The 22,112-nt window shown below is 39.6% G+C and carries 25 protein-coding genes and 1 pseudogene; 3 read left to right on the forward strand and 23 right to left on the reverse strand.

Going from position 1 to position 22,112, the window contains the following annotated elements:
- Positions 1–8 precede the first annotated feature (8 nt).
- On the forward strand, positions 9–683 hold the full coding sequence (locus U2718_RS15600; RefSeq protein WP_341998817.1) for an HAD family hydrolase: 675 nt from the start codon (positions 9–11) through the stop codon (positions 681–683).
- Here U2718_RS15600 and U2718_RS15605 read toward each other — a convergent pair.
- Entirely contained in the window at positions 655–1,713 is a 1,059-nt protein-coding gene (locus U2718_RS15605) for an Mrp/NBP35 family ATP-binding protein (protein ID WP_341998815.1), read from the reverse strand. The genes U2718_RS15600 and U2718_RS15605 overlap by 29 nt on opposite strands.
- 111 nt (positions 1,714–1,824) lie before the next feature.
- Between U2718_RS15605 and U2718_RS15610 the strand changes: the two genes are divergently transcribed.
- The gene (locus tag U2718_RS15610; RefSeq protein WP_341998813.1) at positions 1,825–2,844 is read left to right on the forward strand and encodes an isopenicillin N synthase family dioxygenase; all 1,020 of its coding nucleotides are present in this window, start codon (positions 1,825–1,827) and stop codon (positions 2,842–2,844) included.
- Between the two features lie 34 nt (positions 2,845–2,878).
- Here the strand turns inward: U2718_RS15610 and U2718_RS15615 are convergent.
- The 10 genes and pseudogenes from U2718_RS15615 to U2718_RS15660 all read right to left on the reverse strand — a co-directional run.
- A pseudogene (locus tag U2718_RS15615) lies at positions 2,879–3,085 on the reverse strand (Uma2 family endonuclease); the annotation flags it as partial.
- A 69-nt stretch (positions 3,086–3,154) separates the two neighbouring features.
- Complete coding sequence (locus tag U2718_RS15620) at positions 3,155–3,310, reverse strand: DUF4058 family protein (protein ID WP_341998811.1); 156 nt, start codon at positions 3,308–3,310, stop codon at positions 3,155–3,157.
- Positions 3,311–3,329: 19 nt separating this feature from the next.
- On the reverse strand, positions 3,330–4,304 hold the full coding sequence (locus U2718_RS15625) for a HEAT repeat domain-containing protein (RefSeq protein ID WP_341998809.1): 975 nt from the start codon (positions 4,302–4,304) through the stop codon (positions 3,330–3,332).
- Positions 4,305–4,409: 105 nt separating this feature from the next.
- On the reverse strand, positions 4,410–4,637 hold the full coding sequence (locus tag U2718_RS15630) for a ferredoxin family protein (RefSeq protein WP_289792265.1): 228 nt from the start codon (positions 4,635–4,637) through the stop codon (positions 4,410–4,412).
- A 23-nt stretch (positions 4,638–4,660) separates the two neighbouring features.
- Positions 4,661–5,170, reverse strand: a complete 510-nt coding sequence (locus U2718_RS15635) for a GNAT family N-acetyltransferase (RefSeq protein WP_341998805.1) — start codon at positions 5,168–5,170, stop codon at positions 4,661–4,663.
- A gap of 9 nt (positions 5,171–5,179) precedes the next feature.
- The gene (locus U2718_RS15640; protein WP_341998803.1) at positions 5,180–5,641 is read right to left on the reverse strand and encodes a GNAT family N-acetyltransferase; all 462 of its coding nucleotides are present in this window, start codon (positions 5,639–5,641) and stop codon (positions 5,180–5,182) included.
- 19 nt (positions 5,642–5,660) lie between these two features.
- Positions 5,661–6,443: a class I SAM-dependent methyltransferase gene (locus tag U2718_RS15645; protein WP_341998801.1), complete on the reverse strand. Its 783-nt coding sequence runs from the start codon at positions 6,441–6,443 to the stop codon at positions 5,661–5,663.
- A gap of 16 nt (positions 6,444–6,459) precedes the next feature.
- Positions 6,460–6,870: a VOC family protein gene (locus U2718_RS15650; protein WP_341998799.1), complete on the reverse strand. Its 411-nt coding sequence runs from the start codon at positions 6,868–6,870 to the stop codon at positions 6,460–6,462.
- A gap of 44 nt (positions 6,871–6,914) precedes the next feature.
- Positions 6,915–8,624 (reverse strand): fumarate reductase/succinate dehydrogenase flavoprotein subunit, encoded by a 1,710-nt coding sequence (locus tag U2718_RS15655; protein WP_341998797.1) that lies wholly within the window; start codon positions 8,622–8,624, stop codon positions 6,915–6,917.
- 131 nt (positions 8,625–8,755) lie between these two features.
- Positions 8,756–9,805: a sulfonate ABC transporter substrate-binding protein gene (locus U2718_RS15660; protein ID WP_341998795.1), complete on the reverse strand. Its 1,050-nt coding sequence runs from the start codon at positions 9,803–9,805 to the stop codon at positions 8,756–8,758.
- A 554-nt stretch (positions 9,806–10,359) separates the two neighbouring features.
- Here U2718_RS15660 and U2718_RS15665 point away from each other — a divergent pair.
- Positions 10,360–10,620 (forward strand): hypothetical protein, encoded by a 261-nt coding sequence (locus U2718_RS15665; RefSeq protein WP_341998793.1) that lies wholly within the window; start codon positions 10,360–10,362, stop codon positions 10,618–10,620.
- A 74-nt stretch (positions 10,621–10,694) separates the two neighbouring features.
- On the opposite strand, the gene U2718_RS15670 is transcribed toward U2718_RS15665, so the two are convergent.
- The 12 genes from U2718_RS15670 to U2718_RS15725 all read right to left on the reverse strand — a co-directional run bounded on the left by U2718_RS15670 (position 10,695) and on the right by U2718_RS15725 (position 22,084).
- Positions 10,695–10,940, reverse strand: a complete 246-nt coding sequence (locus U2718_RS15670; protein WP_341998791.1) for a hypothetical protein — start codon at positions 10,938–10,940, stop codon at positions 10,695–10,697.
- Between the two features lie 63 nt (positions 10,941–11,003).
- Positions 11,004–12,200, reverse strand: coding sequence for an acyl-CoA dehydrogenase family protein (locus U2718_RS15675; protein ID WP_341998789.1), 1,197 nt, complete (start codon positions 12,198–12,200; stop codon positions 11,004–11,006).
- A gap of 21 nt (positions 12,201–12,221) precedes the next feature.
- Positions 12,222–13,253, reverse strand: coding sequence for an ABC transporter substrate-binding protein (locus tag U2718_RS15680; RefSeq protein WP_341998787.1), 1,032 nt, complete (start codon positions 13,251–13,253; stop codon positions 12,222–12,224).
- A gap of 123 nt (positions 13,254–13,376) precedes the next feature.
- Entirely contained in the window at positions 13,377–14,138 is a 762-nt protein-coding gene (locus tag U2718_RS15685; RefSeq protein WP_341998785.1) for a class II aldolase/adducin family protein, read from the reverse strand.
- 5 nt (positions 14,139–14,143) lie between these two features.
- Positions 14,144–14,797: a cysteine dioxygenase family protein gene (locus U2718_RS15690; protein ID WP_341998783.1), complete on the reverse strand. Its 654-nt coding sequence runs from the start codon at positions 14,795–14,797 to the stop codon at positions 14,144–14,146.
- 92 nt (positions 14,798–14,889) lie between these two features.
- The gene (locus U2718_RS15695; protein ID WP_341998781.1) at positions 14,890–15,999 is read right to left on the reverse strand and encodes an LLM class flavin-dependent oxidoreductase; all 1,110 of its coding nucleotides are present in this window, start codon (positions 15,997–15,999) and stop codon (positions 14,890–14,892) included.
- A 136-nt stretch (positions 16,000–16,135) separates the two neighbouring features.
- Positions 16,136–17,209, reverse strand: coding sequence for an aliphatic sulfonate ABC transporter substrate-binding protein (locus U2718_RS15700; protein ID WP_341998779.1), 1,074 nt, complete (start codon positions 17,207–17,209; stop codon positions 16,136–16,138).
- Positions 17,210–17,538: 329 nt separating this feature from the next.
- Positions 17,539–18,399 (reverse strand): MetQ/NlpA family ABC transporter substrate-binding protein, encoded by an 861-nt coding sequence (locus U2718_RS15705; RefSeq protein ID WP_341998777.1) that lies wholly within the window; start codon positions 18,397–18,399, stop codon positions 17,539–17,541.
- A gap of 21 nt (positions 18,400–18,420) precedes the next feature.
- A complete protein-coding gene (locus U2718_RS15710; RefSeq protein WP_341998774.1) occupies positions 18,421–19,278 on the reverse strand; it encodes a MetQ/NlpA family ABC transporter substrate-binding protein in 858 nt (285 codons plus the stop codon).
- Positions 19,279–19,351: 73 nt separating this feature from the next.
- On the reverse strand, positions 19,352–20,008 hold the full coding sequence (locus tag U2718_RS15715) for a methionine ABC transporter permease (RefSeq protein ID WP_341998772.1): 657 nt from the start codon (positions 20,006–20,008) through the stop codon (positions 19,352–19,354).
- Positions 20,008–20,985 (reverse strand): methionine ABC transporter ATP-binding protein, encoded by a 978-nt coding sequence (locus U2718_RS15720; protein WP_341998770.1) that lies wholly within the window; start codon positions 20,983–20,985, stop codon positions 20,008–20,010. The genes U2718_RS15715 and U2718_RS15720 overlap by 1 nt, the downstream gene beginning before the upstream one ends.
- A 217-nt stretch (positions 20,986–21,202) precedes the next feature.
- Complete coding sequence (locus U2718_RS15725; RefSeq protein ID WP_341998768.1) at positions 21,203–22,084, reverse strand: MetQ/NlpA family ABC transporter substrate-binding protein; 882 nt, start codon at positions 22,082–22,084, stop codon at positions 21,203–21,205.
- Positions 22,085–22,112: the final 28 nt, after the last annotated feature.

The following is a 22,112-nucleotide window of genomic DNA, read 5'->3' on the forward strand; positions in this document are numbered from 1 at the left end:
AAAGCTTAATGATTAAGGCAATTCTTTTTGACCTGGATGGAACTCTACTTGATCGAGAGACTTCACTCAAGCAATTTGTTTCCACTCAATACGATCGCTTTGACTTTGCACTGCATGGCATTCCTAAAGACAATTATATTTCTAGATTCATTGAGTTAGATTGTCGGGGTTATGTTTGGAAAGATAAAGTTTATCAAAGCTTGGTATCTGAGTTTTCCATTGAAAAACTAAGTTGGCAAGACTTACTACGAGATTACGAACATCAATTTATTTTTTCTTGTGTTCCTTTTCCTCACTTGCAAACCACTCTAGAAGCTCTGAAGCAAGCAGGATATTTATTAGGAATTATTACAAATGGTCGTGAAAAGTTTCAGCAAAACTCAATACAAGGATTAGGAATTGAAAATTATTTTGAGGCTATCTTAATTTCTGAGAGTGAGGGAGTTAGAAAACCAGAGGCAGAGATTTTTTCTAGAGCATTACGGAAATTAGGAGTAAAAGCAGAACAGAGTGTATTTGTTGGAGATCATCCAAAAGTTGATGTATTAGGAGCCAAAAATATTGGCATGAAAACAATTTGGAAACGCGATAGTTACTGGGGATATTCAGCTGAAGCTGATGAAATTATTGAGGATTTATCCATGCTCCCTGCCATCATCCAAAGCTATACCAAGCAAAGGTAGTATTCAATGCAGCAGCGATTTGTGTAAAAACTTGACTGGCTGGTGAGGTGCGATCGCTCATTACAATCGGACTTCCGATATCGCCACCTTGACAAATACGAGCATCAATAGGAATTTGTCCCAGCAGAGGCGCTTGTAATTCTGCTGCAAGTTGCTCGCCGCCACCACTACCAAAAATTGGTGTGCGTGAACCACAATCTCCACAGATTAAATAGCTCATATTTTCAATGATGCCAAGCACAGGAACACCACCTTGGCGAAACATATGGATATTACGTCGAACATCTGCGATCGCCACCTGTTGGGGAGTTGTTACCAAAATTACTCCACAAATTGGGCTTTCTTGAATAATCGTGATTTGAGCATCTCCTGTTCCTGGCGGTAAATCAATCAATAAATAATCTAATTCGCCCCATTCCACATCTTGCAGAAATTGAGTGATAATTTTGTGTAACACTGGGCCTCGCCATGCCAAAGGACGATCTGCTTCTGCTAGTAAACCTACTGACATCACTTTTATTCCTTGGGCTTCTAGGGGCAAAAACTTATCACCTGCGGGAGTATGAATCACTTGAATATCTGCTTGTCCTAATCCCAACATTTGGGGTACATTTGGGCCGTAGACATCAGCATCCAACAATCCGACTTTTGCACCTTGCAATCTCAAAGCTGCCGCTATATTCACGGTTGTGGTGGATTTTCCCACGCCACCTTTACCACTAGAAACTGCTAGGGTTGTTTTAATGCCGGGAATTGTACAGAGTTGAATGTAAGTTTTTTTGCACCACGCTAAAGAGGATAATGCAGATTCTATTTCTGCCTGTAATTGGTGCTGATGGGAACCAATATAGAAACGCAGGTAAACATAGTCATTAACTATACGTAAATTTCGTACCATTCCCAAACTCACGATGTCATTTTTGACAGTGGGTTCGATGATTTGTTTGAGAATTTGGACAACTTGTTGCTGACGTGAATTGGGCTGCACCTTATCTTCTGGGTGCTGAAAGGGAGATTGATGGCTAGACATTCAGAACTCCACAAAAATATTCTTGCTAAATCTCGCACCTGTTCAATCGATGAGTGCGTCATAATTCTTTTTATAAGAGCGTTGACTGCGCACAACGAGGAGGACAATAGCATGAAAATCTCGCCAGTTGTAGCTCAAGAGTTTTCGTCGGTTCCAATCATTGATATTAGTGCTTTGGTTTCTGGAACTGATGAACGCCATACCGTTGCCTCCCAAATTGGGGAAGCGTGTCGTGAGTGCGGGTTTTTCTATATCGTTGGACATGGCGTAGATGAATATTTACAACAAAGTTTAGAACAACTCAGCCGAAAGTTTTTTGCCCAAGATTTGGAAACTAAACTCAAAATCCGCATGGCTTTGGGTGGTAAAGCATGGCGGGGGTATTTCCCAGTGGGAGATGAACTAACTTCCGGTAAACCCGATCGCAAGGAAGGAATTTACTTTGGTGCGGAATTGGGAGAGGAACACCCACTAGTACAAGCTTATACTCCGTTGCATGGTTCCAACCTTTTCCCTGCCAATATTCCCATCTTTCGCGAGACAGTACTTGCATATATGCAGGCAATGACGCAACTTGGACATATACTCATGGCTGGTATTGCTCTCAGTTTGGGATTGGAAGAATCTTACTTTGCCGATCGCTACACAGCAGACCCATTAATATTATTCCGTATTTTTAACTATCCTGCTTATTCATCGCCATCGGATGCTGAAGATAGTTGGGGAGTGGGCGAACATACCGACTATGGAATTTTAACTATTCTCAAGCAAGATGATTCAGGTGGGTTGCAAGTAAAATCAAAGTCTGGTTGGATTGCTGCACCTCCCATTCCCGGTTCTTTTGTATGTAATATCGGCGATATGCTAGATAAAATGACTGGAGGTTTGTATCGTTCTACACCTCATCGGGTTCAGAACTTGTCGAGACGCGATCGCCTTTCATTTCCCTTCTTTTTCGATCCCAATTTCAATGTTGAAGTAAAACCGATTGAATTAGGTGGCGTGATAAATGACGATTGCAAAGAACGCTGGGATGGCGCTAGCGTTCATGATTTTTACGGGACGTATGGCGATTATGTCTTGAGTAAAGTATCAAAGGTTTTCCCAGAGTTGCGGCGTGTGGTTTTGTAGGGATTTTGCAGATACTGTTATTCTAATGCTGAATACGATAATCTGAAAAAGCTCGTGCAATCTTTTTGGTTTTTAGGATTGAGTTGATAGCGGGAGCTAACTCAGTTTGAATTGCACTGTGTTCTCCTTGCGGCATCGGTTTTTGGATGATACGCCCATCAATATATTCGCTGGCAGGCTTAGTTTCTGACAACTGCAAAAATTCTTCTAGTGTAAGAAATTGAGCAGGTGTTTGTAGCATGTAAGTTTTCCTTAAAGATTTTGGTTGCACGGCTTCTTTTATTGTAATTATTCTATAGGATGCCCTAAATTACCAAGTGCGATCGCTCTTGTTTAGATCCTCTCCAAAATTTCTCGTATGCAAGCATCCTGTTATGGCGATCGCTACAATCAAACGATTGTGAACTTGATGCCAAAGTTTAGGCTGTTCCAAGTACGGGTTCATTCTAGGAAATTGATTTTCCATTGCGTTTTCCCCTAATCATTTACTTCTCCCTTGAGACTATTTTATCTGTTTGAATTTTCTGAATTGCCCGTTGCGCTTGGATAGACACTTCTTTATCAGGATCGTCTAAGGCTTGTTGCAAGGGGTTAATCACATCGTGATGCCCTAAATTACCAAGTGCGATCGCAGCTTCTTTGCGGACATCTGCATATTCATCTGTTAATGCTTGAATTAATCTCGGCATCACTTGAGTATCTGGAATTTTTTGCAAAGCTTGTGCTGCTGATTTCCTGACTTGCCAATGTTTATCACTTAACGCTATCTCTAATGCTGAAATTGCTTGAGAATTTTCATGAATAGCCAGAGATATAGCTGCATTACGACGAACTTGCCAGTCGCTATCATTTGTAAGTGCTTGAGCAAGTTTTGTAATTACCTCTGTATCTTTTAAGTTTCCTAAAGTTAAAGTAGCCGCACGACGAACAATTACTTCTTGATCTAAGATTAAATTTAAAGCTTGGGGACATTTTTCTAATTGATTGATATATCGCAGCGTAGTAACAGCTGCTTCTCTTAATTGAGGATTTTCTGCTTCTAAAAATGGTAAAATATACGGTAAAGATTGAATATCATGAATCTTCCGTAAAAGTACTAAAATATTTAATTGAAGATTAATATTATTACTTTGTAATTTATCTAATAAAAGTAATAATTCATCTTGTGTAATTAACTCATTTAAAGCTGATACAGCTTCATTACAAACATCTCTATCTGCTGAACTAAGGCATTCAATTAAAGCAGGAATAGCAACAGGGTTGGCAATTTCCCAAAGAGCAGATATTGCTATTTTTTGCACAGCAATATGCTCATCCTTCAAAGCAAGTATTAATGCGTCTATGGTTTCCTCATCACCTAGATGTTGTAAAGCTTTAACAGCTACTAGACGGTCATTTACATCAGGCGATCGCAACAATTCTAGCCACTGGTTTAATTCAGAATCAGTATCAATATTCATTATTTTTTATTTTTATTCTTCGTTTGTTAATAACCACATAAACAAAAAGCCAATTAGTAAAATCAGCAAAGATATAATTTCATGAATCATTTATCATCGCTAAAATTAGCGTAACAAGAATGGAATCTGGACAGTAATTGCATTGGTAGGACATTCTTTTTCACAAGGTAGACAAAACCAACATTCATCATATTTCATATAAGCTTTACCTGTCTCTGGATTTTTTGCTAGTACATCGAGAGGACAAACTTCAATACAGGCTGTGCATTTTTCTAAACATTTTGATTCATCAACAATGACAGGAGCATCTACTCTTTGATTGATTAAAGCCATAAACCTACTCCATGAAGTTGCAATTAAACTATTAAACGGTAAAATAAATGTGGTAAATCTGCGTGAATAATCTCACCCTCGTATTTAAATCCTAATTTCTCCATCACCCTTTGTGAGGCTTTGTTAGTTGTGAGAGTAAAGCAAACTACCTCCCGTAAATTTAGCAGTTTAAAACCAATTTCTAGGATTTTTTCGCCCATTTCTGTAGCTAATCCTTTTCCCCAAAATTTAGCCATTAAGGCATAAGCTAATTCTACTTCATCCTTATCTGCTACATGAGTCTTGCGTAGACCAGCGCGACCAACGAACTGATTATTAACTTTATCTCTAAACACCCATAAACCAAATCCATACTGCTGCCAATGATTTAAGTTATTTAATATAAAAAGCCGTGTTTCTTCATCAGAACGAACACCGCCTAAAGTTGCCATAACTTGTTTATTTTGGTGCATACGATAAAGTTCATTCAAATGTTGCAATTGTAGAGGTACAGCTACCAGACGATGAGTAGTAAATGTTTCTATTAACTGCATATACTTTTACTACAGTAATTTTTTATGAAAAGTCAAAGACTGTTTTATATTGGTATAGCCAATTTTTTCATAAAATAAATGTGCCTCTTTACGTCTAATACTAGAACGTAACATAACACCATCACATCCAGATAGAGATGCCCACTGTTCAATTTGCTGCATTAAAAGACGTCCAATTCCATGATAACGATAATCTTTATCTACCACTAATCCCAAAAGAATAGCTTGAGTTGGAATAATTAATAAATCACTAATATAAGCGTGCGCCCAACCAATTATATATTCATTTGCTAAAGTTGCAACATACACAATATGAGAATCTATACTTTGGATTTTGTCAAAGCGCTGCTTTAATTTTTGATTTGTAACATAATATTCAAGTTGTTCGCAAAGATTAGCAATTTGTTCTGCATCTTTAATCTCAGCTTGTCTAATTTTAATTTGCTCACCTATAGTGACTTTATTTTTCATAATTTTCAATTATAATTATTTAATTATCCAGTGTTGTGCGGATAAAGCGATAGCCTAAATCAATCTCTTTAAAATTGTGAATGTCACCATATTTTTTAGTCCATTCTCCACTCCTTAAATCTGCTGACAATAACTGTAATCCTTGCTCTACTAAATCTTGATTTGCTAAAGCAAAAGATGAGATTCCGGCACGTACCTCTGGTTGAAGATATAACTCTGGTTTTCTCCAGGCTGCTGCTGCAAATAAATCAGACAAGTTATGTGGCAACAAAAGAGGTATGGCTTCAACACGCCTTTTAGTATTATTCTGAATTAAATTAATTTGTTCGTTAAGTGGTAAAAATCGTAAAGCATCTTCCCACAAAAACGGGAAATAATCATAAAGCCATATTTTCTGAGCAAATCTAATATCAAAAGTTAGTAAAACTATTGTCCCATCTCTAATAACTCTGTACATTTCTTGAAATGCTTTTTCGAGATGAGTAAAGTGATGAATTGCCAGAATACTGACAACAGCATCAACAGACTTATCTGGTAGAGGTAAATTTTCTGCATAGCCAGTAAACCATTTAACTTGTAGATGCTCTACTGCTTGTTTTTGCATCACTATAGAAGGTTCAACGGCATGAACAAAAAATCCTTGGTTAGCTAGGGCTAGGCTGTAACCACCAGTACCAGCCCCAATATCGGCGATAATACTGCCTTTTTGTAAATTTAGTAAATCAATTAATTGATTGACAATGCGGACATCAGGAATGCGAGTTTTTGAGTATTGTTTTCCAATTGAATTATAGATAGACATTTTTATTAAATGAACTTTAAATAAAAAATTCTAACCCTTCCCACGGAGATGCTTTAGCAGTTTTGATTCTAGTATCTAAATCAGAAGCATGAATTTCCAGCTTATGATCGTTTGGATCAAGGAAATACAAAGAAGCACCTTCACTTTTATTTTCTTGCCAAATTTTTGCTCCTGATTGTTGAATGCGTTGGCTAAGAATAGGAAAATCTTCCACAGAAACAGTCAAACCAATATGGGTATATTCAGGTAGAGGGCTTTCTCGAACTTTCTGATCTAAAATCAATGCCAACCAAATGTCACCAGCTGAAAGATAAGCACCTTTAGGCCATTTTGCCAGTAAGCGAAAATCTAGCACATTGGTATAGAAAGTTACAGATTCCTCTAAATTTCTGACAGATAAAGTAATGTGGTTAACTCCAGTAATCATTTTTAAATTATTTACGATTAAGAATCAATCAGTTATTGAATATATTACTGTACAGCTACATTGTAGACTTCCTTGACTACATCTACTTCTACAATATAAGGATCTACAGGACGCTTAAACAATACCATTTGTCCTGATTCATCTTTCTTTAAGTTGACATGACAAAACCACTCATCATCATTTTTTTCCGGATAATCTAAGCGGTAATGATAAAGTCCCCAACGAGTTTCTTGACGATATAATGATGCTCTGGCTGCCATTTCTGCACAGTCCCTAATAAAATGCACTTCTATAGAACGCATCAATTCATGGGGATCGCGAGCACCCATTAAATCTAATATTTGTTGATATTGAACAAAATGTTTCAAACCAATTTCTATTTTGTTACCTGTTTTTGGTGGTTGTAGATAATCATTCACTAAGCGTCTTAATTTGTATTCCACCTGGGTATGAGGTATACCGTTAGGGCGAGTTAAAGGGGCATAAATTCTAGCTTTTTCTGTTTCTAAAAACTCTATATCTGGTTCTAGAAAATCTAAATCTTGAATATATTCAATGGCATGAGTTCCGGCTATACGACCGAAAACAAATGCGCCAATCATGTAATTATGGGGAACGCTGGCCATGTCTCCGGCTGCATATAAACCTGGGACAGTTGTTTCGGCATTTTCGTTTACCCACACACCAGAAGCACTGTGACCGCTACATAAGCCTATTTCGGAAATATGCATCTCTACGCCGTGGGTACGGTAGTCTTCCTTTCTGCCTTGATGAAAGCGTTCTCTACTTGGTCGTTCATTCGCCCAAAGTATGGATTCAATTTCAGCGATTGTATCTTCATCAAGATGGGTCATTTTGAGTTGGACTGGGCCTTTACCAGAGTTTAATTCTTTCCAGATTTCCAACATCATTTGACCACTCCAATAGTCGCAACTAATGAAGCGATTTCCTTCAGCATTGGTTGTATGAGCGCCAAAAGGCCCGGCAACATAGGCACAAGCGGGGCCGTTGTAATCTTTAATTAAGGGATTAATTTGAAAGCATTCAATGTTGCTGAGTTCTGCACCTGCATGATATGCCATTGAGTAGCCATCCCCGGCATTAGTAGGATTTTCATAAGTGCCGTATAGATAGCCAGAAGCAGGTAATCCTAATCTGCCGCAAGCACCTGTACAGAGGATGACGGCTTTCGCTTGAATGACAATATAATCGCCGTTTCTAACATCAAATCCCACTGCACCGATCGCGCGTCCTGCTTTAACTAACACGCGGGTTGCCATGACACGATTTGTAACTTTAACTTTGTGACGTTTAACTTGCCGGGTCAGAATGGTTTTCAAGTCTTTACCTTCTGGCATGGGTAGGACATATTTACCCACACGATGTACTTGTTTCAAGTCATAGTTGCCTTGAGCATCTTTTTGAAACTTCACACCCCAGCTTTCTAATTCTTGGATGACTTCATAACCTAATTTGCCTGTTTGATATACTGCTTTTTGGTTGAGAATGCCATCGTTAGCCAGGGTGATTTCGCGGACGTATTGCTCAGGGGTAGAATGACCGGGAATCACAGCAGTATTCACCCCATCCATACCCATTGCGATCGCACCACTGCGGCGAATATTAGCCTTTTCTAAAATCAGCACCTCAGCATTAGGATTTGCTTGTTTTGCCTTGATACCTGCCATCGTTCCCGCCGTACCGCCACCGATGACAAGCACATCAGTTTTTATCCGTTGGGTATTTATGTCCATAACCATACCTTTGTGAAATGGAAAAGTACAACAGATGAATAGGATTCCCGCTGACTTGAAAGAGGGTGTAGGGGCGTAAGGGTACAGGGGTGTAGGAGAAAAACCTTCTGCCGTCTGCCTCCTGCCTTCTATTAATTACCCTTCCAAACGATATCTTTGACTTGGATTTGCTTAGGAATGAGGTTGATTTTTTGAAAAGTATCAGCAATCTTTTGTTGTTGAGTGATGACTTCATCTGTGAGAGGTAAAACACCATACTCTCGACGCTTTTCAGCAATCTCTAGTGCAGATGCTTTAATACCTAATTCTGGTTCGAGAAACTTAGCAACTTCCTCTGGATTGCTTGCAGCCCATTTGTCTACTTTGGTGACTTCATCTAAGACAGTTTTCAACACATCTGGGTGAGAATCTACAAAGGTTTTACGAGCAAGATAGTAACCTCGATTGGGTGCTAAATTTGTTGCATCTGTGAGAGTCCTAGCACCTATTGCTTGCTCAACTGCCGCTAGGTAAGGATCCCAAATTGCCCAGGCATCAACGTTACCACCTTCAAAGGCTGCACGGGCATCTGCTGGTGTAAGATATGCTGGCTGGATGTCACTATACTTTAATCCGGCAGATTCTACAGCTTTAACAACGAGATAGTTAGTGTTGGAACCTTTAGCAAAAGCAACTCTTTTACCTTTGAGTTCGGCGACAGTTTTAATTGCTGAATTTTTCGGCACAATAATCGCTTCTGCTTTAGGACTCCAAGGATCGTAAGCAACATAAAGCAAAGGAACACCTGCGGCTTGGGCAAAGATGGGTGGTGATTCACCTGTGTACCCAAAATCAATACTACCTGCGTTCATGGCTTCCAGCATTGGTGGCCCGGCAGGAAATTCTGTCCACCTCACAGATGCACCACTAGCAGCTAAAGCTTGCTCTAAACTACCTCGGTTCTTGAGAGCATTAAGAACAGTAGCTGCCTTTTGATATCCGATGTTGACTGTAATACCACGAGCAGTACTCTGGTTATTAGCAGAGGTATTGGCTTGCGGGTTAGTGGCACCTGAAGAACAGGCAGAAACTACCAAGCTAATACCCAATCCAACAGCGAACAGTAAAGATAATGTACGGGTTTTGCGATGCTGCAAAATAGCAGTGAAAAATTGCCAAATACTAAAAATTATGGTCTTCAAGAACTGAATTGACATAGATAGACACTGTAAACACGGAAGTAGGGAACATTATCTAATTCTTAAGTAAATACACATAATTTAATCAATATTACTATTTGTCATATGGATTCAAAATGTGGATTTACGTCAAAAATTTCTTTTTAATAGCAGTTTTGTTAAAATATTAAACCATAATTAAAGTGTAAAAAATCACTAAATACTAAAAATTGATAGATTTATAGTATTTAACTGCTATATCGGTAGATAATGACATAAAATGCTTTATTAATCAACTTGAATACAAAGTCTAGAAATCTGCTGTTAAAGGCTTAATTTTCTAAATTTGTGTAAATCTTTTTTTACACCTTACCCTTCATACTTCAGATGGCCTACTTATTTACCCCCTTGCTATTGGTGCTGTCACTTATCGCAATCGGATTGCAGTGTCACCCATGTGTCAATATTCCAGCACTGATGGTTATACCAATGACTGGCATTTACAGCAGATCGCAGGTAAATGAGGTACAGTAATGAGAGTACACAAACTGGTAAAATGAAGCTTTAACTCTATCGACTTGCGAGAAAAAATAGTCAAAGCTTACACAAAAGATAATTCCTCTCAAGGTCACGTAGAACCAAGACAACAAGGTGGAGTAATGAAGGGGGAGTTGGATGGAAATGAGGCTCAATTATCGGCAATGGTTGAACAATACCCAGATGCAACATTAGCAGAATACTCTGAGTATTGGGGACAAATTATCATCATTGGCTCAGTAAAAGTACGATGTGCGTCGTGCATTGCAAAAACAAAAACTTACACGAAAAAAAGACGCTAAGTAGCAGCCAAGCGAAAACTTCAAGAGTGCAAAAGTTGAAAAAACTCAAAAAAGTCTTGTGTAACTTTCAAAAGTTAGTTAAAAAACAATCTCCGAAAGAATCTAAAAAATGAGAATTTAGGATGTTTATGCATGAGTTTTGAACTTGTGAACTTTTTATTTGTAGCATCCTCATATTCTAGGTTCGGCAACTCCCAAACATCTTGTCTTCCCTGTTCTTTTTCTACTAACAACTGAAGATGAATTGGTAATTTTGTCTGTAGTCCCGGTGACCAGGGTTCTCCATCAAACAATCCTTTTTCAATTTGTCCATTGAACATCTCTTTACCCCTTTTAGAAAGTGAACTTTCTAAAAATAAAACTTTGAATTTAACATTTGATTTCTAATTTTTAATTGCCAATGCTACTTTTCCTAAAGACAAACAAATCACATCCCTTTGTGGTGTATGGATACGACTACAAAGAACATCTCGATAATATCTTTCTAGAGGATTTTTGTGAGATAAACCTGGATTACCAATTAGTTCTAAACCGATTTCTACTGCACGAATGGCATTGTTTGTAGCCATATATTTAACCGTTTGTGCTTGCAAATGAACATTTGGATTGTGTTCACCTTCGTCAATGTCAGCAGCCAGAGTGTAGATTAGGCGATCATTGGTGTATAGTAATGCTTCAATTTCACCAAAAGATGTTTGAAAGTGGGGTAAAGTTGCCAGACTTACACCTAAATTAGTAGGCGATCGCTCATTTAAATACTTAACTAACCAATCTCGCGCTGCTGTCGCTACCCCTTGATACAATGCACTCAAAAATAAACTACCACCCGCTAGCATTAATGGATCGGGCGATGACCAAGCTTTGAGGGGACGGACATCTAAGGCATACTCTGTTGGGATGCAGACATCTTCTAAAATTAAATCGTGGCTACCTGTTGCCCTCATCCCTAAATGATCCCAAGTTTCTACAATCTTGACACCAGGGAGATTGCGAGGCACAAGAAAACTGCCCACTTGGGGATCGTTGTCATCTGTCCGCGCCCAAACTACGAAATAACGCAGAATCGGGCTGCCTGTAGTGTATTGTTTATGGCCAGTAATTAGCCAACTATCAGGTGTATGTTTGGCGATCGTTGCAGGTAATCCACCTCTAGCAGGTGTGCCTAATTCCGGCTCCACACGTGCAGCATTGAGTAAAGCAATACCTTGTACTGATTCTCGACATAGCCTTTCGTAAACAGCCGGATGCCAGCGCCGAGTTCGGGCAGCGTTGACGTGTTGTAAGTAGTGCATTGTTAGTACTAAGGCAGTAGATGCGTCGCCACTTGCTATCTTTTCAATCACCCGACAAGCCGTAGCATACCCTACACCTTGACCGCCAAATTCCGGTGGGATAGTCAGATTTAATAGTTGTGCTTGATGGAGTGCCTGGAAATTCTCAAAAGGAAACGAGCCATCGCGATCATGAGCAGCAGCGCGAGTAGCAAAGTCATCTGCTAGGGATTCAACTAATGCAAATAGATCGGAAAAAGACTGTGCTGTTGTGGTAGCAGATGCTTCTAAAACAGGTGATTTTGACATTTGACTGTTTACTCCTGCTTTCTAATTGCATTTAGCGATATCTTCGTTGAAAGTACTATCCCAAAGTTGTTTGACATTAACTTTTGCTGGAATGACACCCGCTTTGAAAAAGGTATCAGCCACTTTTTGCTGAGAATTAATAGCTTCATCAGAGACAGGAAGCAACTGTTGGCGGCGCTGTTGTTGTCCTTCTTGGGCATCTTCGTAAACGATGCTTTCATCAACATTGATAGCAGTTGCGTAACTCTTCGACCATTGTTTGAGATTGGTTTCCCGCCAAACTTGGGACTTTTGCAGACGACAGAGGAAATCAGCGATCGCAATTTTCTTTTCGGGATCGGCGATCGCATTGGGAGCAGCGATAATCACAAAGTTACCGCTCAAAATATCTTTTGCAGATTCAAGCACCCATGCTCCTTCTTTTTTTGCTTGCGGGATAGAGTAACCGTAGGTAGCCCAAGCATCAAGATCGCCCTTACGAAAAGCAGAAAGTCCATCAGGTATCGACAAAGGAACCGCAGTGATATCCTTCATTGTTAACCCGACTTTTTCCAGCATCTTAATCAGGAAATAGTGAGCAGTTGTGGCTTTAACGTAACCCACCTTCTTACCTTTAAGATCGGCGATCGTTTTTGCTGTAGAATTTTTGGGTACAAGTACAACTTGACCAACAGTAGGCCCTTTTCTGGTAGCAATAATTTTTACAGATGCCTTAGATTCGATAGCAAAAATGGGTGGAATCTCACTAGCAGAGGCGAGGTCGATCGCACCAGCATTAATTGCTTGTACCATCAAATTACCCCCGGTGAACTCAGTAAACTGAATTTTGTAAGGGAAATTATCCAGTTCGGCTAACTTTAAATCTAAGTCCCATCCACCTTTATACTTTGCCACCCGTAGTTCAATGTTATTTGATACTGCAATAGCATTTTGACTAGAATTATCAGTATTAGTTGTAGATTTGGTAGATTTTACCTGTGAGCAAGCTACTGTTGCTATCGATAAGCAACCCACAGTTAGAAGAAAATTTAGCTGTCGCCACTTGATAGACACGTTGATTTTTAGGGATAGAGGACAGGCGAACGCAGAGAAATGACAGGTGTAGGTTTTTTAGATTTCGCGTTTGGATCGATGCGGGGACACGGGGAGCAAAGGAGCAGGGAGAACAACTAATGACTATTCCAATAAATCCGGCTCTTCCCGCACAATTCTGTCATAGAGCGGTTGGAAGCTGAACCAGCCGCCAGAGTGTGTTCCTACTTGGCTATGGGTTAAAGTAGCAATGTCGCGATCAACAGGAATGGGTTTTCCTGCTGCTTCCGCTAACAGTTGTGCTTGAGCTGAACGCTCGAAACTTACATACCACCAAGCTGCTTCATCTACTGTCTGCCCTACTGTCAAAAAGCCATGATTTTTGAGGATGACAGCTTTCTTGTTACCTAAAGTTTCAGCAATTCTTTTCCCTTCCGACGTATCTAAAACCACACCTTTATAGTCATCAAACAGGGCATGATCTTGATAAAAAGCACAAGCATCTTGAGTTAACGGATCAAGAAGGCGACCAAGACTTGACCAAGTTTTACCGTGAAGGGAATGGGCGTGTGCAGCTGCAACGATATCAGGTCGCGCTTCATGTATCTGGGAATGAATAGCGAAAGCAGCGCGGTTTACAGGCGCATCTCCTTTGACAACTTCCCCTTCTCTATCTACTAAAATCAAGTCAGACACGCGGATATGACCGAAGTACTTGCCAAATGAATTGACCCAAAAATGGTCAGTAAATTCTGGATCGCGGGCAGTAATATGACCTGCTGTTCCTTCACTGAAACCAAAACGAGCAAACACACGAAATGCAGCTGCTAGGCGTTGTTTGCGGTAAAGGCGTTCTTCTTCAACTCTTTCAAAAACAGGTGGTTGAGGTCTATCAAATTTCGGCATGATTTTTACTTTTGTTTGCTAACAGGTGCGTTGGCATATCCAGAGCGAAACAACTGCACAGTTCCTTGTTCTGGGTTATACTGGTTTCGCCAAATGCTACCAGTGTCATTTCCCATGACATGAATTGAGATAGAAGGAGTAAATACTGTGCTGGCTCTTACAGAGTGGATATCTCCTTCAGGAGGTAACAAACGATAAATGTCACCGCTTTTGACTTGATAGATACCAACAATCTCTAACTGAGCTTGTCCTTCTAACTCACCGCTATCTACGCGACGATAGACAGTTTCTTCTTGTTTGCCTTTATATAAACCTACAAGTCCCCAAGATAAATGGTCATGTACAGGGGTGATCGAATGAGGGGGAATCACCAAACTAAAGATGGTAAGCGAACGATCCTGGGAACGATAGAGCAACCATTGTCCGATACCTCCCCCCAAACCACTATCAAGATTTGCTTGGGCGAAATGCTCTGGTAGCCAATTCTGTTTCTTTAATAGTGCAGCGAAATGGGGTTCAAGGGTATTGAGAGTTTCTGTGTGGTTATGAGTCGTGCTAGAGATAATTTCTTTAGCAATAGCAACAAACTCATGTAAGTCAGGACTATCAATAAACCATTGATCTGCTTCTAAAAGTTCAAGAACATTTGTGTAAGGCATAGGATTTTAAGGTTATGGATGCAAAAAGTACGGATTAAGGCTTACGCATTCTCCCCTTTTCTTTATATTTTCCGCATTTGCGGTTTTTAATTTTAGGCGACGGTTAATGTTTGTTGTTCTAGTAGTTGCACTTGTTTACGTACCAAGGGAATCACATCTCTACCGTAGGCGATCGCATCTTCTACCGGATCAAAACCGCGAATTAATAGTGTTGTTACCCCAGCTTTGTAATAATCAACCAACGATTCTGCCACTTGTTCTGGAGTTCCTACTAAGGCAGTAGTATTACCATAGGCTCCCGTCACAGCAGCGATCGGTGTCCACAAACGTTTGTCATGAATTTCGCTTTCTTTTGCAAACTCTAGTAACCGTAATGAACCGACAGCTTGGGGTCGTGCGGAAGTACCAGGTGGTAGTTGAATTCCCGCCTTAGCACGAGTTTCTTTGATACGTGAGAGAATATAACGCGCCTTTTCCCATGCTTTTTCTTCCTTCTCAGCCAAAATCGGACGTAAGGAAATACTAAACCGTAACTCAACTCCTGGTGGTGCTGCGGCTTTGACTTCGGCAATACGTTGTTTAATAGCTGCTAGCGGTTCACCCCAAAAGGCGTATACATTGCTGTGTTTTACGCCCACACCAACAGCAGCACCAGAAGCACCACCAAAATATATTGGAATATAGGGTTTCTGTAACGGTTTTACCTCCGAAAATGCTCCTTTGAGTCGGTAAAACTCACCTTCATAATTGAAGGGTTCCTCACTTGTCCATACTTGCCGCAAAATGTTGAGATATTCATCCGTGCGGCGATAGCGTGTATCGTGATCAAGCCAATCACCATCTCGTTGTTGTTCAGCATCGCTGCCACCAGTGATGATATGAACAGCAACACGACCATTAGTAAAGCGATCTAGAGTTGCCAGCTTACGTGCAGCGAGAGTAGGAGTCACAAACCCTGGTCTATGTGCTAGTAAAAACTTGAGTCGTTCTGTCACCGAAGCCGCGTAACTAACTACACTGAAACCATCAGGCCCAGTAGAACTATAACCGACTAGCACTCGGTCAAAGCCACCATCTTCATGGACTTTCGCAAATTTGCGGACATATTCTGGATCTACACTTCCTCCCGTTAGTGATACGGTAGGGCCGTGTAATTCTGACGCTTTTCGCGTTCCAATCATGCCGATAAATTCTACAGGCATATCTGAAATGTCGCTCCCATTTATTAGTTAGTTGTGAGTGGTTAGTGGTTGGTAGGGGCGGGTTTTGCTAATAATTTTGCTGGTAAAACTGATAATTTATCTTTTAAACCTACCTGTAAGAACAACGCCCAGTTTATTACCTCGCAGCAGTAGTTTCCAAAGGACACACTGCCGCAGCAATATCTACTCGTTGGGGAATAATTTTTTGCTCTAGTAACCAGTCGGCAGTTTTTTGGAGATTGGCGATATCTTCAGTATTAGGAAAAGCGTAGGACTCTGGCCCTCGATTTTTAGTCGCTTGCTTGGCTACAGCATTAGAGACTTTTAGCTCTTTGACCATAAAATCTGCAGCAGCGTCAGTATGCTGATTAAGCCATTCACCATCCTGGCTTAAAGCTGTGAGGGCAGCTTTTACTGTTACGGGATTTTCTTTAGCTGCATCAGTGCGGACAACCATAATGCCGTAAGTAGGAGCAGGGTGTGTGGTAGTGATTCTCCGAGCTTTATGCTCTAGTTCAGCGATGGAAATATAAGGTTCCCAAACTGCCCAAGCATCAACAGAACCTTGATAGAGAGCCGGTGCAGCATCATTTGGCGAGAGATAAACTCGCTGAACTTTTTCTTTGGGAATATTTTCTTTTTCTAAAACTTTTAATAGCAGATACTCACCTGCGCCTCCTTGATTGACAGCTACTTTTTTACCAACTAAATCAGCAGGGTTACGGATGGAAGAATCACCACGAACTAAAATGGCATTACCCAAAGCATCTGGTTTAGGGCGCTGTACAGAGCCAATACAAAGAGGCTGTCCAGCAGCTATTCCGGAGATGGAAGGAATATCACCACACCCACCAATATCTGCTCGATTTCCATTCAGAGCAGCCAGAAGGGTTGCACAACGGTCAAATGCTCCGTTCCACTCAACTTTAATATTTTGAGTTAATAGCTGACGTTCTAACTCGCCGCGCTGACGTGCGATGGGAATAATCCCGCCTCTTTGGTATCCTAACCGAATCAAGTTAGTTTTTTGTGTCGTTTGATTGCTACTTAGAGCTTTTGAAGCAGAATTCGATGAGTTAGCAGCACCATTGACTGTCGTTTGTTGATTGCAACCAGACACTACGAAACCAATACACGCCACAACCAGAAAAGTTCTTTTAGCAGGTTGCACTTGTTTGTACCGAAAGCTGTGCTGTTTTAAATAATTCACCACAATTTACTCCTTCATCTGAATTGTTAGGAGTTGAAACAGCAGCCATATTTTTGTATTAACATTAATCTACTATAAATCTATCAATTTACAGTAGTTAACAAAACTAAGCATACCATTTTTTGATTGACAACAAAAATCAAGTCAATATTTCTTTATTTCTGATTAACTGAACTATCCGTTGGGTACGGGGTATTATTTTTTGGCCTTGCTGAATAAGGGGATGATTGAGGCTGACGCGGGGACGCAAAGACACGGAAACGCGGGGATTATGGTTGATGCAAATTCCAAAATCATCCCGCAATTATGCAACGCCTATTTTTTTAATCCTAAAAAACAGCTAAGACAGCACCTTGATATTTTTGATTGATAAAATCTTTGACTCTGCTATCAACTAGCAGTCTATTCAGCTTTTGAATTTTTGGATCTTTTTCTTTTGCCTGCAAGGTGACTAGTCCCACAGCATAATGTTTTTGAGCTAATGTTTCCTGGACAAGAGGTTGTAGTTGCAATCCAGCTTGCAAACGCAAACCAGCAGAGAATACAGTCAAATCTACATCATCGAGCGATCGCACGAGCAGAGGCCCGTCTAACTCCCGAAATTGTAGATTTTTCGGATTTGCAGCAACATCTTGAACTGTGGTGAGTTCTCCTACATTGTCCTTGAGCTTGATTAAACCTTGGTCTGCAAGTAATCTTAGAGAGCGATCGCCATTACTTCTGTCTTGGTAGATTGCGATCGTTGCCTTTTGTGGTACTTCACTCAGAGATTTAAGCCGTTTGGAATAAATGCCAAGTGGTGTTAAAAAGCCAGGATTGAGCATGACCAAATTCAGGTTAAGTTGTTTAGAAGCATTTTTCATAAAAGGGCTATGTTGAAAATAGTTAGCATCTATTTCCCCATCTCGAAGTGCTGTATTTGGCTGTATCCAGTCATTAAATTTGACTATCTGGATATCTAAACCTTCATTTGCCGCCAGATTATCTTTGACATACCTTAAAATATCCTCAGAAATAACTGCCCATACACCAACTTTAATCACCTCTTGTTGTTGATTATTTTGAACTTGAGAAGCTGTTGTATTTGCAGGAGAATTACCAGAATTTTGATTCTGATTATTATTACATCCAGAAAAGATAATAGATCCTGTAAATGAGCTTCCAGTAATTATTAAAAATCGACGTTTCATATTAACTTAAAATTTCTAAATTTAAAAAACAGGAATAATTCTTCCTTTATATTCTTGATTAATAAAATCTTTGACTTGGGGATGAACGAGCAGTTTATTTAATTTTTGAATTTTCACCTCATTTTCTCTACCCTGTAATGTCACTAATGCCAGAGCATATTTTTTGTCCTTAGCTGTTTCTGCTCCCATCGAATTGGGTTCTATTCCTGCTAAAGCAACAGTTTGAGCTGTGGATACAATGAAATCTACATCATTAATAGCTCGGACAACTTGTACACCTTCTACTTCTTTGATTTGCAAATTTTTAGGGTTAGCAGCAATATCTCTTTGAGTAACAAATTCTCTAGCATTTTCTTTTAACTGAATTAGTCCGTTAGCTGCTAATAACCTTAGTCCTCTGTCGTTATTAATGACATCGTTGGCAATTGACACAGTAGCATTCTGGGGGATTTCATTCACCGATTTTAACTGTTTGGAAAAAAGACCAAGTGTATTCAAATAAATTGTATTTAATGCTACTAATTTAATTTGAGTTTCCTTAATAGCATTATTCATAAAAGGCTTGTGTTGAAAAAAATTAGCATCAATTACTTTGTCTCTTAATGCTGTATTTGGCTGTATCCAATCATTAAATTTTACAACTTCAATTTTTAGATTTTCTTGACTAGCAAGATTATTATTAACAAAATTCAAAATATCTTCAGAGACTATGCCAGTAACTCCGACTTTAATGATATCCTCTTGGCTATTGGAGGATACTGTTCCTGAAATTCGGCTACAACCAGCAAACATGATTGATGCAATAAATATGCTTACTGATGTCAGAACAAAACGACGACCAGTTTTTGTTAAAGGAGCTAAATTATGGTAATCATTCATAAGGAAATTACAATCTTTTTAAATTAAATATTAAAAAATCTAAGATTCTCCGCCGTTAAAATGCTGAAAAAGATTATTTTTTTCTCAACTGCCGTGCTATCAAATCGCCTAAAAGCTGGATAAATTGTACTAAAAAAATCAGCACTACAATTGTGGCAAACATAACTCCAACATCAAAGCGTTGATAGCCATATTGAATAGCTAAATTACCCAAGCCACCACCACCAACAGCCCCAGCCATAGCAGAAGAATTGAGGAGACTGACAATTAAAATTGTGATACCTAAAATGATGGAAGGTAATGCTTCTGGAATGAGAACTTTGAGGATAATTTGCCAATAGTTGCAGCCCATAGCTTCTGCTGCTTCTACTAACCCTTTATCAACTTCGAGAATACTAGTCTCAGCGATGCGAGCAAAGAAGGGAATTGCTGCCAAAGTCAAAGGAACAAGGGCGGCGGTACTACCGATAGAAGTACCAACTATCAATCGGGTTAGCGGTGTGAGAACTACAAGTAAAATAATAAAAGGGAAAGAGCGACCGGTATTTACTACTGCACTTAGTACCTGGTTGAATTTGGGAGAGTTGAGGATGTTGCCAGGACTAGTCATGACCAACAATAAACCTAGAGGCAAGCCCAAGACAACAGCTACTAAAGCAGAGATTCCCACCATGTAAAAAGTTTCCAGTGTTGCTTGCCACAAACTATCAAGCAATTCCCATCCTTGCATCAATGTACCTCAACTGCATACTCTGATTTGTGTAAGTATTCCAATGCTTGTGTTACCTTAGTTCCCGCAAGTTCGACTTGAAATTGACCAACACGGCGATCGCCTACAGTTTCGACGCTACCATTGAGGATATTCACATCCACATCAAAGCGACGTGCCAAGGTAGTAAATATCGGATTTCTCGCCACATCGCCAGCAAATGCCACCGTTGCCAAAACAGCCCCAGAACGTGGTGCATAGCCTTTACAACGGGGAAAAAACTCCTGAGCTAACAATGAATCAGGTTGCGCTGCCAGATCGCTAACACGTCCTTGTTCCACAATCTTGCCAGCATGGAGAATCGCCACACTATCGCAAATTTGCTTGACTACACCCATTTCGTGAGTAATCAGCAAAATCGTCAGTCCCATGCGCTGATTGAGATCGCGTAGCAGTTCTAGAATTGAGCGGGTAGTTTGGGGATCAAGGGCTGAGGTAGCTTCATCTGAGAGTAAGACTTTAGGTTCCCCCGCTAGCGCCCTAGCAATTCCAACCCGTTGCTTTTGTCCACCCGAAAGCTGGGCTGGATAAGCATTTGCTTTACCTTCCAAACCCACTAACGCCAGTAATTCCTCTACTTTTGCTTTGCGTTTCAATTTGCTATCACCAATCACTTCTAAGGGAAAAGCAATGTTTTCTGCTACAGTTCTAGAACTAAGTAAATTAAAGTGCTGAAAAATCATGCCAATACGCTGGCGTGCTTGACGCAAAGCAGCACCAGAAAGTTTTGTCATCTCTTCACCGTTGACTTTGACAAAACCCAATGTTGGCTTTTCTAACTGATTGACACAGCGAATTAAAGTACTTTTACCTGCCCCACTTTGTCCTAGAACCCCAAATATTTCACCTGCTTTGACGTGCAGATTCACACCATCTAAAGCTACTACTTTTTGCTCGCTTTGATGATATATTTTATGTACATTAATAAATTCAATCATCAATGAGTTTCTCCATAAACATACATTTTTTAGAAAATTCAAATAAGAAAATGGAACTAATTATATTAAGATGAATGAATAATCTAATAAAATAAAAAATTGGAATCTATTTTTACATTTATGTTTGAGTGATTAGAAAAGAATTATTAAACCACAAAGACACAAAGAACACGAAGAAGAAAAATTTTTATAGTATGTTTCTGCAATTTTTATTTAATTAAGGAATAGGAAGTACAGCACCTTGATACTTGTCTTTAATAAACTGTTTTACTTGGTCATCGCGTAGCAATTTATAGAGTTTTTGAATTCTGGGATCATTTTCTTTTCCTACTAATGTTGTGAGTGTTACCGCATAAAGTGGATTTTGTGCCGATTCTATTGCTAAAGCATCTTTATCTGTTTTCATACCCGATTGCACAACCCAATTACCTGTAATTCCGGCTAAATCTACATCCGGGAGAGTGGGAATTGCTTGCGCTCCAGGTATTTCTCGAATTTGTAGATTTTTAGGGTTCTCAATGATATCTTTGGGACTGGCTGGTTGAACATTTGGTTTGAGTTTAATTAATTTAGCTTCTTCTAATACCTTCAATGCGCGATGAGCGTTACTGACATCATCCGGAATTGACACTAAAGCATTCTGAGGAACTTCTGCAAGCGATTTATGTTTTTTAGAAAAAATTCCTACAGGATTTAAATGAATTTGTGGAGTAAAAGCATACATTTTAATATTTTTACGTTGGCCAAAATCTTCCATAAATGGGATATGTTGGAAGTAATTAGCATCAATTTGTTCTTCCTTTAAAGCAGTGTTATTCTGCACAGAATCATTAAATGTGACAATTTCAATATCTAATCCTGCTTGGGGTGCAAGATTTTTTTTCACAAATTCTAAAATCTCTCCAGCAGGTACGGGTGAAACGCCTACTTTAATTTTTTCTTTTGTTCCAGTTGCAATCGTATTTGCAGCCGTTGTCGCAGTGGGACTATTTGCTGTGTTAGCTGTACCATTATTTTGGAGTGAAGTACAACTGCTAAATATTGTAGCGGTAAATGATGCAACCGTTATGAGAAAAAAGCGGCGGTTAATTTTATTCATGCGATCGCCTCTATTAAATATTGACTTT

The sequence above is a fragment of the Chlorogloeopsis sp. ULAP02 genome (genome assembly GCF_038404745.2).
Classification (GTDB): Bacteria; Cyanobacteriota; Cyanobacteriia; order Cyanobacteriales; family Nostocaceae; genus Chlorogloeopsis.

Bases quoted from the DNA above. Each gene is read 5' to 3' on its own strand.
- U2718_RS15600 (WP_341998817.1), top strand. From the start codon at position 9: ATGATTAAGGCAATTCTTTTTGACCTGGATGGAACTCTACTTGATCGA.
- U2718_RS15605 (WP_341998815.1), bottom strand. From the start codon at position 1,713: ATGTCTAGCCATCAATCTCCCTTTCAGCACCCAGAAGATAAGGTGCAG.
- U2718_RS15610 (WP_341998813.1), top strand. From the start codon at position 1,825: ATGAAAATCTCGCCAGTTGTAGCTCAAGAGTTTTCGTCGGTTCCAATC.
- U2718_RS15620 (WP_341998811.1), bottom strand. From the start codon at position 3,310: ATGGAAAATCAATTTCCTAGAATGAACCCGTACTTGGAACAGCCTAAA.
- U2718_RS15625 (WP_341998809.1), bottom strand. From the start codon at position 4,304: ATGAATATTGATACTGATTCTGAATTAAACCAGTGGCTAGAATTGTTG.
- U2718_RS15630 (WP_289792265.1), bottom strand. From the start codon at position 4,637: ATGGCTTTAATCAATCAAAGAGTAGATGCTCCTGTCATTGTTGATGAA.
- U2718_RS15635 (WP_341998805.1), bottom strand. From the start codon at position 5,170: ATGCAGTTAATAGAAACATTTACTACTCATCGTCTGGTAGCTGTACCT.
- U2718_RS15640 (WP_341998803.1), bottom strand. From the start codon at position 5,641: ATGAAAAATAAAGTCACTATAGGTGAGCAAATTAAAATTAGACAAGCT.
- U2718_RS15645 (WP_341998801.1), bottom strand. From the start codon at position 6,443: ATGTCTATCTATAATTCAATTGGAAAACAATACTCAAAAACTCGCATT.
- U2718_RS15650 (WP_341998799.1), bottom strand. From the start codon at position 6,870: ATGATTACTGGAGTTAACCACATTACTTTATCTGTCAGAAATTTAGAG.
- U2718_RS15655 (WP_341998797.1), bottom strand. From the start codon at position 8,624: ATGGACATAAATACCCAACGGATAAAAACTGATGTGCTTGTCATCGGT.
- U2718_RS15670 (WP_341998791.1), bottom strand. From the start codon at position 10,940: ATGTTCAATGGACAAATTGAAAAAGGATTGTTTGATGGAGAACCCTGG.
- U2718_RS15675 (WP_341998789.1), bottom strand. From the start codon at position 12,200: ATGTCAAAATCACCTGTTTTAGAAGCATCTGCTACCACAACAGCACAG.
- U2718_RS15685 (WP_341998785.1), bottom strand. From the start codon at position 14,138: ATGCCGAAATTTGATAGACCTCAACCACCTGTTTTTGAAAGAGTTGAA.
- U2718_RS15690 (WP_341998783.1), bottom strand. From the start codon at position 14,797: ATGCCTTACACAAATGTTCTTGAACTTTTAGAAGCAGATCAATGGTTT.
- U2718_RS15695 (WP_341998781.1), bottom strand. From the start codon at position 15,999: ATGCCTGTAGAATTTATCGGCATGATTGGAACGCGAAAAGCGTCAGAA.
- U2718_RS15705 (WP_341998777.1), bottom strand. From the start codon at position 18,399: ATGAAACGTCGATTTTTAATAATTACTGGAAGCTCATTTACAGGATCT.
- U2718_RS15710 (WP_341998774.1), bottom strand. From the start codon at position 19,278: ATGAATGATTACCATAATTTAGCTCCTTTAACAAAAACTGGTCGTCGT.
- U2718_RS15715 (WP_341998772.1), bottom strand. From the start codon at position 20,008: ATGCAAGGATGGGAATTGCTTGATAGTTTGTGGCAAGCAACACTGGAA.
- U2718_RS15720 (WP_341998770.1), bottom strand. From the start codon at position 20,985: ATGATTGAATTTATTAATGTACATAAAATATATCATCAAAGCGAGCAA.
- U2718_RS15725 (WP_341998768.1), bottom strand. From the start codon at position 22,084: ATGAATAAAATTAACCGCCGCTTTTTTCTCATAACGGTTGCATCATTT.